This is a genomic window from Marinobacterium sedimentorum (genome assembly GCF_024267675.1).
Taxonomy (GTDB): Bacteria; Pseudomonadota; Gammaproteobacteria; order Pseudomonadales; family Balneatricaceae; genus Marinobacterium_A; species Marinobacterium_A sedimentorum.
The window spans coordinates 32,128-46,988 of the sequence record NZ_JALDYX010000028.1 but is presented as its reverse complement, the minus strand read 5'-3'; the positions used below and the strand labels follow the sequence as shown (position 1 = coordinate 46,988).

At 62.0% G+C, this 14,861-nt stretch carries 12 protein-coding genes; all 12 read left to right on the top strand.

Annotated elements, in window-relative coordinates:
* The first annotated feature begins 1 nt into the window (after window position 1).
* The 12 genes from MRS74_RS18620 to lpxC all read left to right on the top strand — a co-directional run bounded on the left by MRS74_RS18620 (window position 2) and on the right by lpxC (window position 14,716).
* Entirely contained in the window at window positions 2-1,501 is a 1,500-nt protein-coding gene (locus tag MRS74_RS18620; RefSeq protein WP_254581780.1) for a UDP-N-acetylmuramoyl-L-alanyl-D-glutamate--2,6-diaminopimelate ligase, read from the top strand.
* Window positions 1,498-2,880 (top strand): UDP-N-acetylmuramoyl-tripeptide--D-alanyl-D-alanine ligase, encoded by a 1,383-nt coding sequence (locus tag MRS74_RS18615; RefSeq protein ID WP_254581779.1) that lies wholly within the window; start codon window positions 1,498-1,500, stop codon window positions 2,878-2,880. The genes MRS74_RS18620 and MRS74_RS18615 overlap by 4 nt, the downstream gene beginning before the upstream one ends.
* Window positions 2,881-3,963: a phospho-N-acetylmuramoyl-pentapeptide-transferase gene (gene mraY, locus MRS74_RS18610; RefSeq protein WP_254581778.1), complete on the top strand. Its 1,083-nt coding sequence runs from the start codon at window positions 2,881-2,883 to the stop codon at window positions 3,961-3,963.
* A 60-nt stretch (window positions 3,964-4,023) separates the two neighbouring features.
* Window positions 4,024-5,379 (top strand): UDP-N-acetylmuramoyl-L-alanine--D-glutamate ligase, encoded by a 1,356-nt coding sequence (gene murD / locus MRS74_RS18605; RefSeq protein WP_254581777.1) that lies wholly within the window; start codon window positions 4,024-4,026, stop codon window positions 5,377-5,379.
* Window positions 5,376-6,599 carry a putative lipid II flippase FtsW gene (gene ftsW, locus MRS74_RS18600; RefSeq protein WP_254581776.1) on the top strand — a complete coding sequence of 408 codons (1,224 nt, stop codon included), beginning with the start codon at window positions 5,376-5,378 and terminating at the stop codon, window positions 6,597-6,599. Before murD ends, ftsW begins: the two co-directional genes overlap by 4 nt.
* Window positions 6,596-7,681 carry an undecaprenyldiphospho-muramoylpentapeptide beta-N-acetylglucosaminyltransferase gene (gene murG / locus MRS74_RS18595; RefSeq protein WP_254581775.1) on the top strand — a complete coding sequence of 362 codons (1,086 nt, stop codon included), beginning with the start codon at window positions 6,596-6,598 and terminating at the stop codon, window positions 7,679-7,681. Before ftsW ends, murG begins: the two co-directional genes overlap by 4 nt.
* A 204-nt stretch (window positions 7,682-7,885) precedes the next feature.
* On the top strand, window positions 7,886-9,316 hold the full coding sequence (gene murC / locus MRS74_RS18590; RefSeq protein ID WP_254581774.1) for a UDP-N-acetylmuramate--L-alanine ligase: 1,431 nt from the start codon (window positions 7,886-7,888) through the stop codon (window positions 9,314-9,316).
* 13 nt (window positions 9,317-9,329) lie between these two features.
* Window positions 9,330-10,289, top strand: coding sequence for a D-alanine--D-alanine ligase (locus tag MRS74_RS18585; RefSeq protein WP_254581773.1), 960 nt, complete (start codon window positions 9,330-9,332; stop codon window positions 10,287-10,289).
* Window positions 10,290-10,294: 5 nt separating this feature from the next.
* Window positions 10,295-11,089 (top strand): cell division protein FtsQ/DivIB, encoded by a 795-nt coding sequence (locus tag MRS74_RS18580; RefSeq protein WP_254581800.1) that lies wholly within the window; start codon window positions 10,295-10,297, stop codon window positions 11,087-11,089.
* 4 nt (window positions 11,090-11,093) lie between these two features.
* The gene (gene ftsA, locus MRS74_RS18575; protein ID WP_254581772.1) at window positions 11,094-12,389 is read left to right on the top strand and encodes a cell division protein FtsA; all 1,296 of its coding nucleotides are present in this window, start codon (window positions 11,094-11,096) and stop codon (window positions 12,387-12,389) included.
* A gap of 88 nt (window positions 12,390-12,477) precedes the next feature.
* Window positions 12,478-13,677 carry a cell division protein FtsZ gene (gene ftsZ, locus MRS74_RS18570; RefSeq protein WP_254581771.1) on the top strand — a complete coding sequence of 400 codons (1,200 nt, stop codon included), beginning with the start codon at window positions 12,478-12,480 and terminating at the stop codon, window positions 13,675-13,677.
* A gap of 124 nt (window positions 13,678-13,801) precedes the next feature.
* A complete protein-coding gene (lpxC, locus tag MRS74_RS18565) occupies window positions 13,802-14,716 on the top strand; it encodes a UDP-3-O-acyl-N-acetylglucosamine deacetylase (protein WP_254581770.1) in 915 nt (304 codons plus the stop codon).
* Window positions 14,717-14,861: the final 145 nt, after the last annotated feature.

Genomic DNA, 14,861 nt, shown 5'->3' with positions numbered 1-14,861 from the left:
CATGACTCAAATCGCGCAAGCTAGATTGCAACAGCTCCTGCCAGAGGCGGTTAACACCCCTCTGGCTTCGCTCGTTATCGGGGGCCTGTCCCAGGACAGCCGCACGCTGCAGGCCGGTGAGCTGTTTTTCGCCCGCCCGGGGCTGACGCATCGGGGTGTCGACTTCATCCCTGCGGCGGTCGCCCGTGGCGCCGTGGCGGTGCTGGTGGATGAGGCCGAGGCGGCAGCAGTCGCGCAGGCCGATTTCGGCGTGCCGGTGCTGGCCGTTGCACAGCTGGCGTGGCGCATAGGCCCCATGGCCTCGCTGTTCTACGGCGAACCGAGCCGTGCCATGCAGATGATTGGCGTGACCGGAACCAACGGCAAGACCTCCTGCAGTCATTACATTGCCCAGGCGCTGAACCTTGCCGGGCGGCGCACGGCGCTGATCGGCACCGTGGGCAACGGCTTTATCGACGCCCTGGCAACCGCCAGTCATACCACGCCGGACCCCATCGCACTGCAGCGCCTGCTGGCGGATTTCCGTACGCAGGGTGCAGATACGGTGGTGATGGAGGTGTCGTCCCACGCGCTGGAGCAGGGGCGAGTCGAAGGGATCGCCTTCGACGTGGCGGCGTTCAGCAACCTGAGTCGCGATCATCTGGACTACCACGGTTCGATGGAGGCTTACGGCGCCGCCAAGGCGCGCCTGTTCGATGCCATGGCGGTGCCACTGCTGGCCATCAATGCCGATGATGCCTTCGGGCGCAGTTTGCTGCAGCGTCCTTATGCCGATGTGCGTGAGCTGCTGGCCTTTGGCACCAGGGCGGACGCTGATATTTATCCGGTCAGCAGCCAGCTCAACAGCAACGGCATGCAGCTGCGGCTGCATACTCAGTTTGGCGAAATGGACATTCAGAACCGCCTGCTGGGGCACTTCAATCTCAGTAACCTGCTGCTCAGTGCCGCGGTGCTGCAACTGGCCGGGCTTAACAGCGAGCAGCTGCAGCGCGGCCTCAATGGCCTGACGCCGGTGTGTGGTCGCATGGAGTGTTTTGGTGGCGGCGCCCTGCCGCTGGTGGTTATCGACTACGCCCATACGCCGGATGCGCTGGAAAAGGCGCTGCAGGCATTGGCCGAGCATGTCGGGGGCCAGCTCTGGTGCCTGTTTGGTTGCGGCGGTGACCGCGATACCGGCAAGCGCGCCCAGATGGGCAGCATTGCCGCGCGCCTGGCGGATCGGGTGGTGATTACCAGCGACAATCCGCGCAGCGAAGACCCGGCACGCATTATCGACATGATTCAGGAAGGTATCGACAGTGCCAGGGGCTGCGAGGTGGAACCTGATCGGGCACGGGCGATCCAGCAAACCCTGGCCCGTGCCGGTGCTGGCGATATCGTGCTGATTGCGGGCAAGGGGCATGAAGATTATCAGGAAATTAACGGCCAGCGTCGTCCGTTCAGCGATCAGCTGATCGCGCAGCAGGCGCTGGATGCGCGCAAACAGGGGGCGCTGTCATGATCGGGTGTTTCAGTCTTGCCGAGCTGGTGCCGGTACTGGATGGGCGTCTTGAAGGCGGTAATGGCAGTGCCATCAGCATTGCCCGCGTCAGCACCGATACCCGCCGGATTCAGCCGGGTGATCTGTTTGTGGCGCTGCGCGGTGAGAATTTCGATGCCCACGACTTTGTCGCCCAGGCCCAGCGCCAGGGGGCGGTGGCGGCGGTGGTCGAGCGCCTGTTGCCGCTGGCGATACCGCAGCTGGTTGTCGCCGATGCGCGACTCGCGCTCGGTGCCATTGCGCAATACAATCGCACCTTTTTTACCGGCTCCCTGATCGCGGTTACGGGCAGTAGCGGTAAAACTTCTGTTAAGGAAATGCTTGCTACCATACTGGCCGGCGCAGGCCCTACGCTGGCAACCCGCGGCAATCTGAACAACGAAATCGGCGTACCGCTGACGCTGTTCGGGCTGGAACAGCAGCACCGTTATGCCGTGATCGAGATGGGCGCCAGCGGCCCCGGCGAGATCGACTATGTGTCGGGACTGGCGAGGCCCGATGTGGCTGTGCTGAATAACGCCTTTGGTGCCCATCTGGAGGGCTTTGGGTCGCTCGAGGGAGTGGTGCGGGCCAAGGGCGAGATCTTCAATGGTCTTAATGCCGGTGGCACGGCGGTGGTCAATGCCGATGATCCTCACGTGTATACCTGGCTGCGACAGCTGGAGCAGTGCCGGGTACTGAGCTTCGGGCTGGACCGCAGCGATGTGGATGTGACGGCCACGGACCTGTATTACCAGCCCAATGGCTGTCATGGCTTTGAGCTGGTTGTCGCAGAGCAGCGTGCTGCTGTGCGTCTGCAGGTGCTGGGGCGTCACAACGTCGCCAATGCCCTGGCGGCAGCGGCAGCGGCCTTTGCCGCGGGTCTGGATCTGAATCTGATTGTGCAGGGGCTGGAGCGTTTCGAAGCGGTGCCCGGGCGGATGAAGCCGATAGCGGGCGTGGCCGGCTGTCGGCTGATTGATGACAGCTATAACGCCAACCCCGCGTCGGTCAAGGCTGCCATCGACGTGCTGGCGAGTCTGCCGGGTGAGCGGGTGCTGGTACTTGGTGACATGGCGGAACTCGGAGCTGATGCTGCCGAGCAGCATGGCGAGGTGGGGGCCTATGCCGCCAGCGCCGGTATCGAAGGTTTCTATGCCACCGGGCCCCTGTGTCGTCACGCGATTGCTGCCTATTGCACACAGGGCGGTAGCGATGGGCAAAATTTTGACAGCCGAGCCGAGTTGATCGGCACACTTAATACACTGGCGCATGCGCAGCTAACCCTGCTGGTCAAGGGGTCGCGCAGCGCCGCTATGGATCAGGTCGTATCTGGCCTGACGCAAGGGGAATCTCACTAGATGCTGGTTATTTTTGCCGAATTTATGACGCAGTATTTTAAAGGCTTTGCTGTGTTTCAGTATATTACGCTGCGCGGCATTCTCGGTGTGCTGACGGCGCTGGCGATCTCGCTGTTCGCGGGCCCGCGTCTGATCAGTCTGCTGAAGAATCGCCAGATCGGTCAGTCGGTGCGTAATGACGGCCCCCAGTCCCACCTCAGCAAGGCCGGCACCCCGACCATGGGCGGCGGCCTGATTTTGCTGGCGATCGGCATCAGTACCTTTCTGTGGAGTGATCTTGGCAACCGCTACGTCTGGATACTGATGGGCGTGACCTTTATTTTCGGCGCCGTGGGCTGGGTCGATGACTGGCGCAAGGTGGTGGAGAAAAACTCCCGTGGTCTGCCGGCCCGCTGGAAATATTTCTGGCAGTCCGTCGGTGGCCTGGGGGCTGCCATCGCACTCTATAGCTCGGCGCCGGGTGTGGCCGAAACCACTCTGATCGTGCCCTTCTTCAAGGAAGTGGCGCTGGATCTTGGCATCTTCTTTATCGTCTTTACCTATTTCGTCATTGTTGGCAGCTCCAACGCGGTCAACCTCACCGACGGTCTGGACGGGCTGGCCATCATGCCCACGGTCATGGTGGCCGGCGCGCTCGCGGTCTTCGCCTACCTGACCGGGCACAGCCAGTTCGCCAGCTATCTGAATATTCCCTATATCGCCGGTGCCGGTGAGCTGATTATTTTCTGCGGTGCCATCGTTGGCGCAGGGCTGGGTTTTCTCTGGTTCAACACCTATCCGGCTCAGGTCTTCATGGGTGATGTCGGTGCCCTGGCCCTGGGGGCTGCGCTGGGCACAGTGGCGGTGATCGTGCGACAGGAGCTGGTACTGGTGATCATGGGCGGTGTTTTCGTGATGGAAACAGTGTCGGTGATTCTGCAGGTGGCCTCGTTCAAGCTGACGGGCCGACGCATCTTCCGCATGGCACCGATTCATCACCACTTTGAGCTCAAAGGCTGGCCGGAGCCGCGGGTTATCGTGCGTTTCTGGATCATCACGGTGGTGCTGGTGTTGATCGGTCTGGCGACGCTGAAGATTCGCTAAAGGTCGCATCGGTGCGGGTTGTGGCTATTTGATACTTATGCAAAAGGGAACGGCAGCTAAATGAGTCTGATTTCGAGTGATCGGCTAACAGTGGTGATCGGTCTGGGCAAGACCGGGCTCTCCTGTGCGCGGCATCTGCAGCGTCTTGGCCGTCGCTTTGCCGTGGTGGATACCCGCCAGGCGCCGCCAGGACTCGAAGAGCTGCGCGCGCTTGCGCCTGATGTAGAGGTGCATTGCGGCGAGCTGGACGGCAACTTTCTGGCGCGGGCCGACGAGCTGGTGCTGAGCCCGGGTGTGGCCCAGAGTCACCCGGCAATTCGCCAGGCTCTGGCCGCCGGTGTGCGCCTGACCGGTGATATCGATCTGTTCTGCCGTGCCATCAGCGCGCCCGTTATTGCCATCACCGGCTCCAACGCCAAGAGCACCGTCACGACCCTGGTGGGTGAAATGGCGACGGCGGCGGGCATTGATGTGGGTGTCGGCGGCAATCTGGGAACGCCGGTGCTGGACATGCTGGCCGGCGGCGAGCAGGCGCTCTATGTGCTGGAACTGTCGAGCTTTCAGCTGGAAACGACATCCGATCTGCGTGCCGAAGTCGCCACGGTGCTGAATATCAGTCCCGATCATCTGGACCGCTACGACAGCGTGCAGGACTACTACCGAGCCAAGCACCGTATCTTTCGCGGTGCCCGCAAGGTGGTGGAGAACAAGGACGATCCGCTGACCCACCCGCTGTTGCCCAAGGGTGTGGAAACCTGGCTCTATCACCTGGGCGCGCCTGATCTGAAACGCTTTGGATTGCTGCAGGACGACGCTGGGCAGGACTGGCTGGCGCTGGGCCGCGAGCGGCTGCTGGCGGTCAGCGAGCTGCGCATCCGCGGCAGCCACAATGTCAGCAATGCGCTGGCGGCACTGGCCATTGGCCATGCTGCCGGTCTGCCGATGCCCGCCATGCTGCAGGCGCTGCGCCACTTTGGCGGACTCGAGCATCGCTGCCAGTGGGTCGCCGATGTCGCCGGTGTGGCGTACGTCAACGATTCCAAGGGCACCAATGTCGGGGCCACGGTTGCTGCACTGAACGGATTGGGGCCGACCCTGGCGGCGGGCGCAGGTCTTGTGCTGATCGCCGGTGGCGATGGCAAGGGCGCCGAATTTGCCGAACTGGATGCGCCGCTCAACCGCTATGGCCGGGCGCTGGTACTGATCGGCCGCGACGCAGCGCGCATTGATACCGCGATCAATACGGTTAACCGTGTCTATGCCCAGTCCATGAATGATGCAGTACAACAGGCCACCACCCTGGCCCGGCCCGGCGATATCGTTCTGCTGTCGCCGGCCTGCGCCAGCTTCGACATGTTCAGCGGCTATCCGGAGCGCGGCCGCTGCTTTGTAACCGCGGTGAGGGCGCTGGCATGATCAAGAAGTACTGGCAGGCATTGCAGCCACAGCAGAAGGGGACGCTACCGTTCGACCCCTGGCTGCTGCTGGCCGCCGTCAGCCTGGTACTGACTGGTTTTGTGATGATCACCTCGGCGTCGATGGACGTGGCGGCTGAGCGCTTTGGAGGGGCCTTTTTCTTCAGTATCCGCCACGGCATTTTCATGATTCTGGGGCTGGTGCTGGCACTGGTGGTGTCACGCATCCCGCTGGCTTTATGGCACCGCCTGGGGCCTGTACTGCTGCTGGTGGCGCTGTTGCTGCTGTTGCTGGTGCTGATCCCCGGCATTGGCCGTGAGGTGAACGGCAGTCGGCGCTGGATTGGCCTGGGTCCGGTCAATCTGCAGGCGTCGGAAATCGCCAAGTTCTTTATGGTGCTCTACCTCAGCGGCTATCTGGTGCGGCGTCTGAGTGAAGTGCGCAGCAGCTGGACCGGTGTTGCCAAGCCTGCGCTGCCGCTGGGTATCCTGGTGTTCCTGCTGATCATGGAGCCCGACTACGGTGCGGCGGTGGTGCTGATGGGCACGGTCATGGGCATGATATTTCTGGGTGGCATGCGTTTCGGGCAGTTTCTGATGGTCACCTGCGGCGCCGGTGCGCTGATCGGTGTTCTGGCCATCGCTCAGCCGTACCGCCTGGAGCGCCTTAAATCCTTCCAGGATCCCTGGTCTGATCCCTTTGGTGCCGGCTATCAGCTGTCCCAGGCGCAGATTGCCTTTGGTCGTGGTGACTGGTTCGGAACCGGTCTTGGCAGCAGTGTGCAGAAGCTGTTCTACCTGCCCGAAGCCCATACCGATTTCGTGTTCTCGGTGCTGGCGGAAGAGTTTGGCCTGATGGGGGCGCTGCTGGTGATCGGCCTTTATGTCGTGCTGGTGGCGCGGGTCTTCCTTATCGGGCGTCAGGCGGAGAAGCAGAAAGAGTTCTTCATGGCCTACGCCGCCTATGGTTTTGGCTTTATCTTCGCGGGCCAGGCGCTGATCAATATAGGCGTGAATGTCGGTGCCTTGCCGACCAAGGGGCTGACACTGCCGTTGCTGAGCTACGGTGGCAGCAGCTTGCTGGTGTGCTGCGCCATGATTGCCATAGTGCAGCGAATCGATTTTGAACTTAAAACCAAGCGTCTGGCGGCCGAGACGCCGCGCAGGCGCCGGCGCAGTCGTGTCGGCTCGGATGCACGAGTAACGGAGTCCGTGGCATGACGGCCTGGCAGGGTAAGAAGGTGCTGGTCATGGCCGGCGGTACGGGTGGTCATGTATTTCCGGCGCTGGCCACGGCGCAGGAGCTGCAGCGTGAAGGCGTGCAGGTGGAATGGCTCGGTACCCGGCGGGGCATCGAGTCGGACCTGGTACCGGCGGCAGGCATAGAACTGCACTATATCGATGTGGCCGGCCTGCGCGGCAAGGGCCGGCTGAGCCTTGTGCTGGCGCCGCTGCGCCTGCTGCGGGCGCTGTGGCAGGCCTGGCGTCTGCTGCGCCAATACCAGCCGGACCTTGTGCTGGGCATGGGCGGCTTTGCCGCAGGCCCCGGCGGACTGGCGGCGCGCTTGCAGGGGCGCCCGTTGGTGATACACGAACAGAACGCCACCGCCGGCATGACCAACCGCATCCTGGCGCGCATGGCCACAAGGGTGCTCGAAGCCTTCGGTGGCGCTTTCGGTGCCCGCCGCAACGTTACCCTCACCGGCAACCCGGTACGCGGCGCCATCCTTGAGCTGGCGCCGCCGGAAGAGCGCATGCAGGGGCGCACAGGGCCACTGCGCCTGCTGGTGGTGGGTGGCAGTCTGGGGGCCCGCGCCATTAACGACCTGCTGCCCAGAGTGCTGGCATCCCTTGCACCCGAGCAGCGGCCGCAGGTGCGACATCAGACCGGCAGGAAACTGCTGGATGAGACCCAGGCGCTGTATCAGGAGTCTGGTGTCGAGGCCGAGGTCGTGCCCTTTATTGACCGCATGGATGAGGCCTATGGCTGGGCCGATCTGGTGCTGTGCCGGGCCGGTGCCCTTACCGTGAGTGAACTGTCCATCGCCGGTGTCGCTGCCGTGCTGGTGCCCTTTCCCCATGCGGTGGACGATCACCAGACCGGCAATGCCGGCTATCTGGCAGGCCCAGGAGCGGCTGTGCTGATCCAGCAGCGCGATCTGGATGAGGTTGCGCTGAAAAAATTACTTGAGCAGCTGAGCAGCCGGAAAACGCTGCTCAGCATGGCGAAGATCGCGCGTGCACAGGGCCGGCCGGAAGCCAGCCGGGACGTGGCGCGAATCTGCCTGGAAACAATGAAGTGAGAAACATGAAGAGCCGCCGGATGGTGCTGGCATATGTGCGCGAAGTGGCGGCTCTCTATGACTCTTGCCTGGAAACCATGAAATGAGCGCAGTAATGCAAAAGAGTCCGACAGTGTTTGAAGTTCCGGCCGAGGTGACACGGATACGCCAAGTGTTCGTCAAGGTGACGCAAACCTGTCTGGAAATCACGAAATGAGTACGGTCATGCAAAAGAGTCCGACAGTGTTTGAAGTTCCAGAGATGCGGCGTATTCGCAGTATTCATTTTGTCGGCATCGGCGGAGTGGGTATGTGTGGTATTGCCGAAGTGCTGCTGAATCAGGGCTATGCCGTGACCGGGTCCGACATCCGTCCGTCTGCCACCACGCAGCGGCTGGAATCCCTGGGGGCGGAGGTCTTTATCGGCCATGCGGCGGAGCATGTCGAGCAGGCCGACGTGGTGGTGACATCCACCGCGGTGAATGAGCAGAACCCTGAAGTGGTGGCAGCCAGGGAGCGCCGGGTGCCGGTGATACCTCGCGCCGAAATGCTGGCCGAGTTGATGCGCTATCGCCACGGCATCGCCGTGGCCGGCACCCATGGCAAGACCACCACCACCAGCCTGATTGCCTCAGTGCTGGCCGAAGGCGGGCTGGATCCGACCTTTGTTATCGGTGGCCGTCTCAATAGCGCAGGCACCAATGCCAAGATGGGCGGCAGTCGCTATCTGGTGGCCGAAGCCGACGAAAGCGATGCGTCCTTCCTGCATTTGCAGCCGATGGTGGCCATCGTCACCAACATCGACGCCGACCACATGGATACCTATGAGGGTGACTTCAATCGTCTGAAAAAGACCTTTATCGATTTTCTGCATAACCTGCCGTTCTATGGTCTGGCGGTGCTCTGTACGGATGACGAGGTGGTGCGCGACATCATTCCCGAAGTTGGACGCCCCATGCTGACCTACGGTTTTAATGATGGCGCCGATTACCGGGCGCTGAATGTGACCCAGAGCGGCATGCGCACCTGCTTTCGCGTGCAGCGCCCCGATGGTCACGCGGATCTAGATATCTGCCTGAACATGCCGGGCCGGCACAATGTACTGAACGCGCTGGCGACCATCGCCGTGGCGACAGACGAGGGTATCGGCGACGCCGCCATTTGCCGGGCGCTGGAGCAGTTCGAAGGTGTGGGTCGTCGTTTCCAGGTACTGGGTGAGGTGCCGGTCGACGGCGGCAGCGCCATGCTGGTGGACGATTACGGCCATCATCCGCGCGAAGTCCAGGCCACCATTCGTGCTGTACGTGACGGTTGGCCCGACCGCCGGCTGGTGATGATCTATCAGCCGCACCGCTACAGCCGTACGCGGGATCTGTATGAAGACTTCGTGCAGGTGCTGACCGAGGTGGACACCCTGTTGCTGATGGAAGTCTACGCCGCCGGCGAGGAGCCGGTGACCGGTGCCGACAGCCGCAGCCTGTGCCGCAGTATCCGCCAGCGCGGCCGCGTCGACCCGGTTTATATCGAGAACAGCGAGCAGGTGGCCGAGGTGCTGCGCGGTATTCTGCGCCCCGGCGATCTGCTGCTGACCCAGGGCGCTGGCAACATCACCGCCCTGGCACATGAACTCAAATCACTGAGCCTGTCCCATGACTGACGGGGGAGAACGCATGGTTAATAGCACTGACTTCCGGATATCTGCTGCCGAGGCGGCGGATCTTGGGCGGGTGGCGGTCATCATGGGGGGGAACTCAGCCGAGCGGGCGGTGTCGCTGAAAAGCGGTGCGGCGGTGCTGAGCGCGCTGGGTCGCGCCGGTGTCGACGCCTTTGGTATCGATCTGTATGGCGAAAGCCAGGACCTCTGTCCGGTGAGCCAGCTGCAGGCCCAGCCCATTGATCGGGCCTTTCTTATTCTGCACGGGCGCGGCGGCGAAGACGGCGTGATCCAGGGGGTGCTGGAAATGCTCGGCATTGCCTATACCGGCAGTGGAGTCGAAGCCTCGGCGCTGGGCATGGACAAGCTGCGCAGCAAGCAGCTGTTTGTCGGCGCGGGTCTGCCCACGGCGCCCTTCGCGGTGCTGTCCTCGGTGGAGATGCTGGATGAGGCCGAGCGCTGCCTTGGCTACCCGGTGATGGTGAAACCGGCCCACGAAGGCTCGAGTCTTGGCATGAGCAAGGTACGCGACCGGACGCAGTTTGAAAGCGCGCTGGGCGAGGCGCTGCGGTACGACCGCAGTGTTATCGCCGAACAGTGGCTAACCGGTGCCGAATTCACCGTGGCGGTACTGGATGGCGTCGCCCTGCCGGTGATCCGCCTTGAAACGCCACACGAATTTTATGATTACGACGCCAAGTATCAGGCCAACGACACCCGTTACCTGTTTGAGCACGGTCTGGATGATACGCAGAGCGAGGCGCTGGCAACGCTGGCCTGCGAGGCCTTTGCGGTGATCGGCTGTCGCGGCTGGGGACGCATCGACGTGATGCAGGATGCCGAGGGGCAGTTCCATCTGCTGGAGGTGAATACGGCCCCCGGCATGACGGATCACAGCCTGGTGCCGATGGCGGCGCAGCGGGCCGGCATCAGCTTTGAGGAACTGGTGGTGCGGATACTGCGGGGCGCTGCGTGACAGCGATGATGCAGGGGCGGCAGGCATCGCGCAGTGCGGTGCCGCATGCTCAGGTGGCCGCGGTTTCTGCAGGCGCAGGACGCGGACTGGTGCGGCTGGTGCTGGTGCTGGTGTCGCTGGCGATCTTTGCCGGTCTGTGCACGGCGCTGGCACAGCAGGTGTGGCGCTGGCTGGACAAGCCGGTGACCGAGGTGCGGGTGCTCGGCGATGCGCGTCATCTGAACAAGGCGGAGCTGGCCCAGCGCTTGGCGGCGGGGCTGAATGCGCCCCTGCTGCAACTGGACCTGTCCCGGGTGCAGGAGCGACTGCTGGAGGAGCCCTGGGTGCGCGGTGCCAAGGTACGGCGAGACTGGCCACCGGCGATCGAGGTACGGATTGACGAGGAAGTACCTGTGGCGCGCTGGGGTGACAAGGGGCTGCTGAATCACGAGGGTGATATTTTCTGGCCCGAGCTGAAACCGGAGTACGCGGCGCTGCCACGACTCAACGGCCCCGCCAGCGATACCGGCCGGGTGATGGCACAGTTTCATGATCTTAACCGCATGTTCCAGAGCGCCGGGCTGAACCTCAGTGGCCTGTCGCTGGAGGCGCGGGGCGCCTGGACGCTGGAGCTGGACAACGGCATGCGGGTGGTCGTCGGTCGCGAACGGGTGACCGAGCGGCTGGCACGATTTATTCAGGTCTACCGTCAGGGGCTTGCGGAGCACGCGGCGCAGATCGAACAGGTAGATATTCGGTATACCAACGGTGTGGCCGTCAAATGGCGGCCCAAACCGGATACAGACGAGAAAGCGGGTTAGAACTATGTCCGACAGCAACATGATCGTGGTGCTCGATATTGGCACCTCCAAGGTAGTTTGCCTGGTGGGCGAAGTCGGCCCGGACGGACGCATTGAAATTATCGGTGTCGGCTCCCAGCCTTCCCGCGGTCTCAAGCGTGGCGTAGTGGTGAACATTGAATCCACTGTCAGCTCGATCCAGCGGGCGGTGGAAGAAGCGGAGCTGATGGCCGGCTGCAAGATTCACTCGGTAACCGTAGGGATTGCCGGCAGTCATATCAGCAGCATGAACTCCCACGGCATTGTCGCGGTCAAGGATAGGGAAGTGACCGAACACGACCTGGAGCGGGTCATCGATGCGGCGCGGGCGGTGGCGATCCCGGCGGATCAGAAGATCCTGCACATTCTGCCGCAGGAGTACCTGATCGATAACCAGGAAGGTATTCGCGAGCCGCTGGGCATGTCCGGCGTGCGGCTGGAGGCGCGGGTGCATCTGGTCAGCGGTGCCATTAACGCAGTGCAGAACATCGAGAAATGCATCCGTCGCTGCGGGCTGGAAGTCGATCACGTGGTGCTCGAACAGCTCGCCTCAAGCTATGCGGTGCTGACCGACGACGAGAAGGAACTCGGTGTCTGCATGGTGGACATCGGCGGTGGCACCACCGATATCGCGATCTTTATCGGCGGCGCCATTCGGCATACCGCGGTGATTCCGATTGCCGGTGATCAGGTGACCAATGATATCGCCATGGCGCTGCGTACCCCGACGCCGCACGCCGAGCAGATCAAGATCAAGTATGCCTGCGCCCTGGCCCAGCTGGCCGGGGTGAATGAAACCATCAAGGTGCCGAGCGTGGGGGATCGCCCGGCGCGGGATCTGTCCCGCCAGGCGCTGGCAGAGGTGGTGGAGCCGCGTTACGACGAGTTGTTCTCGCTGATCCAGAGCGAGCTGCGTCGCAGTGGCTTTGAAGATCTGGTGGCGGCGGGGCTGGTATTGACAGGCGGCAGCGCCAAGATGGAAGGCGCGGTGGAGCTGGCGGAGGAAATCTTCCATATGCCGGTGCGCCTGGCGGTACCCAGTGGCGTTTTCGGCATGGAAGACGTGCTGAAGAACCCGATTTACGCCACCGGCACCGGCCTGCTGCACTACGCCCGTCAGGAGCACCAGTACCAGGCGCCGGCGAACAGGTTGCCGGCAGTGTCGCCTCGCAGTTCCATGCATGAATTGCCGGCGCGGCGCCGCCAGATCCAGGTACCCGAACTGCCCAGCGTGGGGTCGATGCTGGGGCGGATGAAAACATGGTTTCAGGGAAATTTCTGAGGCGCCAGGCGGCCTCGGAAGCACAACTTATTAGTATTTTGACGGTGCCGGAATGTAGTTGGCAGGCGCTATAACGGAGGAAGGGGATATGTTTGAATTACTCGATAACGTACCACAAAGCGCAATAATCAAGGTTGTTGGTGTGGGCGGTGGTGGCGGCAATGCCGTCCTTCACATGCTGAACAGCGATGTTGATGGCGTTGAGTTTATCTGTGCCAATACTGATGCCCAGGCGTTAAGCAACTCCGCTTCGCGTTCGGTGCTGCAGATTGGCAATGAGCTGACCAAGGGTCTGGGGGCCGGAGCCAATCCGGAAGTCGGCCGCCAGGCTGCCATCGAGGACCGCGAGCGGATCGCCGATATGATCCGTGGCGCCGACATGGTGTTCATTACCGCCGGCATGGGGGGCGGTACCGGGACAGGTGCGGCGCCTATCGTTGCCGAAGTGGCGCGTGAGCTGGGCATTCTGACCGTGGCGGTGGTCACCAAGCCGTTCCCGTTTGAAGGCCGCAAGCGCATGAAAATTGCCGAAGATGGCATTCGTGAGCTGCGTGATTCGGTCGACTCCCTGATCATCATTCCCAATGAGAAGCTGATGCAGGTGCTGGGCCGCAACTGCAGCCTGCTGAACGCCTTCAACACGGCGAATGATGTGCTCAAGGGCGCCGTGCAGGGTATCGCGGATCTGATCACCCGCCCAGGCATGATCAACGTCGACTTCGCCGACGTGCGTACCGTGATGTCCGAAATGGGCATGGCGATGATGGGTACCGGTATTGCCCGCGGCGAGGACCGTGCGACCCTGGCGGCGGAAGCGGCCATCAAAAGCCCGTTGCTGGAAGATGTGGATCTCAAGGGTGCCAGCGGCATTCTGGTCAACATTACCGCGGGTCTGGATCTGAGCCTGGGCGAATTTACCGAAGTGGGTAACATCGTCGAGGAATACGCCTCCGATAACGCCACCATAGTGGTGGGTACTGTTATCGATCCGGAAATGAAGGATGACCTCAAGGTGACCGTTGTGGCGACGGGGCTGGACAAGCGTGCCGATGAAATCCGCGTGGTTAGCAACAACAGCAACTACAAGCCCGATGCTGCCCTGGACATGCACGATATCGAGCTGCCGACGGTACTGCGTCGCAAGCGCCAGGAAGCCATGCTGGATGACCCCGCCGCGCCCGCCGATGTCGAGTCGTCCCGCGGATCGCTGCGCCAGGGCGGCAACCATTCGCAGGCCGAATATGGCGCGCTGGATATCCCGACCTTTCTGCGCCGTCAGGCAGACTGATGCGGGCCACCCGGGTGGGTGAGCGGAGCCGGTGTGCCGGGCGTTACAGGCCGGTGCTGGTTTGCCTCGTTCAACTCACCTTTGTTATTATTCGCCGCCTCTGCGGGCGGAACTGGCTACGAGCATGATCAGACAGCGTACTTTGAAGAACAGCATCAAGGCGTCGGGGATCGGGCTGCACACCGGAGAAAAGGTGTACCTGACGCTCAAGCCTGCTGCGGTGGATACCGGCATACTGTTCCGTCGCGTCGATCTTGATCCGGTGGTGGAAATCGAGGCCCGTGCGGATCTGGTGGTGGATACCACGCTGTCGAGTAATCTGTCGTTTGGCGGCGCGCGGGTTGCGACCGTCGAGCATCTGATGTCGGCCTTGTCGGGTCTGGGGATCGACAACGCCTGTGTGGAGCTGAGTGCGGAAGAAGTGCCGATCATGGATGGCAGTGCCGCGCCCTTCGTGTTCCTGATTCAGTCCGCCGGTATTGTGGAGCAGGATGCGCCCAAGCAGTTTATCCGCATCAAGCGCGAGATCAGCTTTAGCGCCGACGACAAGGTGGCCACCTTCAAGCCGTTCGATGGCTTCAAGGTCGGCTTTACCATCGAATTCGATCACCCGGCCTTCAGCGATCGCAACATGGAAGCCTGTCTTGATTTTTCCAGCACCAGCTTTGTGCGCGAGGTGAGCCGGGCCCGTACCTTCGGTTTTATGCGTGATATCGAGTACCTGCGCTCGAAAAATCTGGCCCTGGGAGGCAGTTTTGACAATGCGATTGTGGTCGATGATCACCGCATTCTGAATAGCGAGGGCCTGCGCTACGATGATGAATTCGTCAAACACAAGATTCTGGATGCGGTGGGTGATCTGTACCTGCTGGGCAAAAGCCTGATCGGTGAATTTGTGGGTCACAAGTCCGGTCATTATCTGAACAACATGCTGGTGCGCAAGCTGCTGGATAATCAGGATTCCTGGGATATCGTGACCTTCGAGGACGACGACGCCAAGGCGCCTATTGCCTACGCCAAGGCGGCGCGGGCGGTCTGATCAGGGCGGTTTTTGCATCGGGTTGCATCCAGTCAGGCCGGGTTATTCCCGGCCTGACTGCTTTCCGGCGGCCGGGTTTGCATACTGTCGCAAAATAATTACGTTTAAAATTCTACTCGGCGCCCCAATATGGGTAGAATGTCGA

Bases quoted from the DNA above. Each gene is read 5' to 3' on its own strand.
- MRS74_RS18585 (WP_254581773.1), top strand. From the start codon at position 9,330: ATGGTTAATAGCACTGACTTCCGGATATCTGCTGCCGAGGCGGCGGAT.
- murG (WP_254581775.1), top strand. From the start codon at position 6,596: ATGACGGCCTGGCAGGGTAAGAAGGTGCTGGTCATGGCCGGCGGTACG.
- murC (WP_254581774.1), top strand. From the start codon at position 7,886: ATGCAAAAGAGTCCGACAGTGTTTGAAGTTCCAGAGATGCGGCGTATT.
- ftsZ (WP_254581771.1), top strand. From the start codon at position 12,478: ATGTTTGAATTACTCGATAACGTACCACAAAGCGCAATAATCAAGGTT.
- MRS74_RS18580 (WP_254581800.1), top strand. From the start codon at position 10,295: ATGATGCAGGGGCGGCAGGCATCGCGCAGTGCGGTGCCGCATGCTCAG.
- MRS74_RS18620 (WP_254581780.1), top strand. From the start codon at position 2: ATGACTCAAATCGCGCAAGCTAGATTGCAACAGCTCCTGCCAGAGGCG.
- murD (WP_254581777.1), top strand. From the start codon at position 4,024: ATGAGTCTGATTTCGAGTGATCGGCTAACAGTGGTGATCGGTCTGGGC.
- mraY (WP_254581778.1), top strand. From the start codon at position 2,881: ATGCTGGTTATTTTTGCCGAATTTATGACGCAGTATTTTAAAGGCTTT.
- ftsW (WP_254581776.1), top strand. From the start codon at position 5,376: ATGATCAAGAAGTACTGGCAGGCATTGCAGCCACAGCAGAAGGGGACG.
- ftsA (WP_254581772.1), top strand. From the start codon at position 11,094: ATGTCCGACAGCAACATGATCGTGGTGCTCGATATTGGCACCTCCAAG.
- lpxC (WP_254581770.1), top strand. From the start codon at position 13,802: ATGATCAGACAGCGTACTTTGAAGAACAGCATCAAGGCGTCGGGGATC.
- MRS74_RS18615 (WP_254581779.1), top strand. From the start codon at position 1,498: ATGATCGGGTGTTTCAGTCTTGCCGAGCTGGTGCCGGTACTGGATGGG.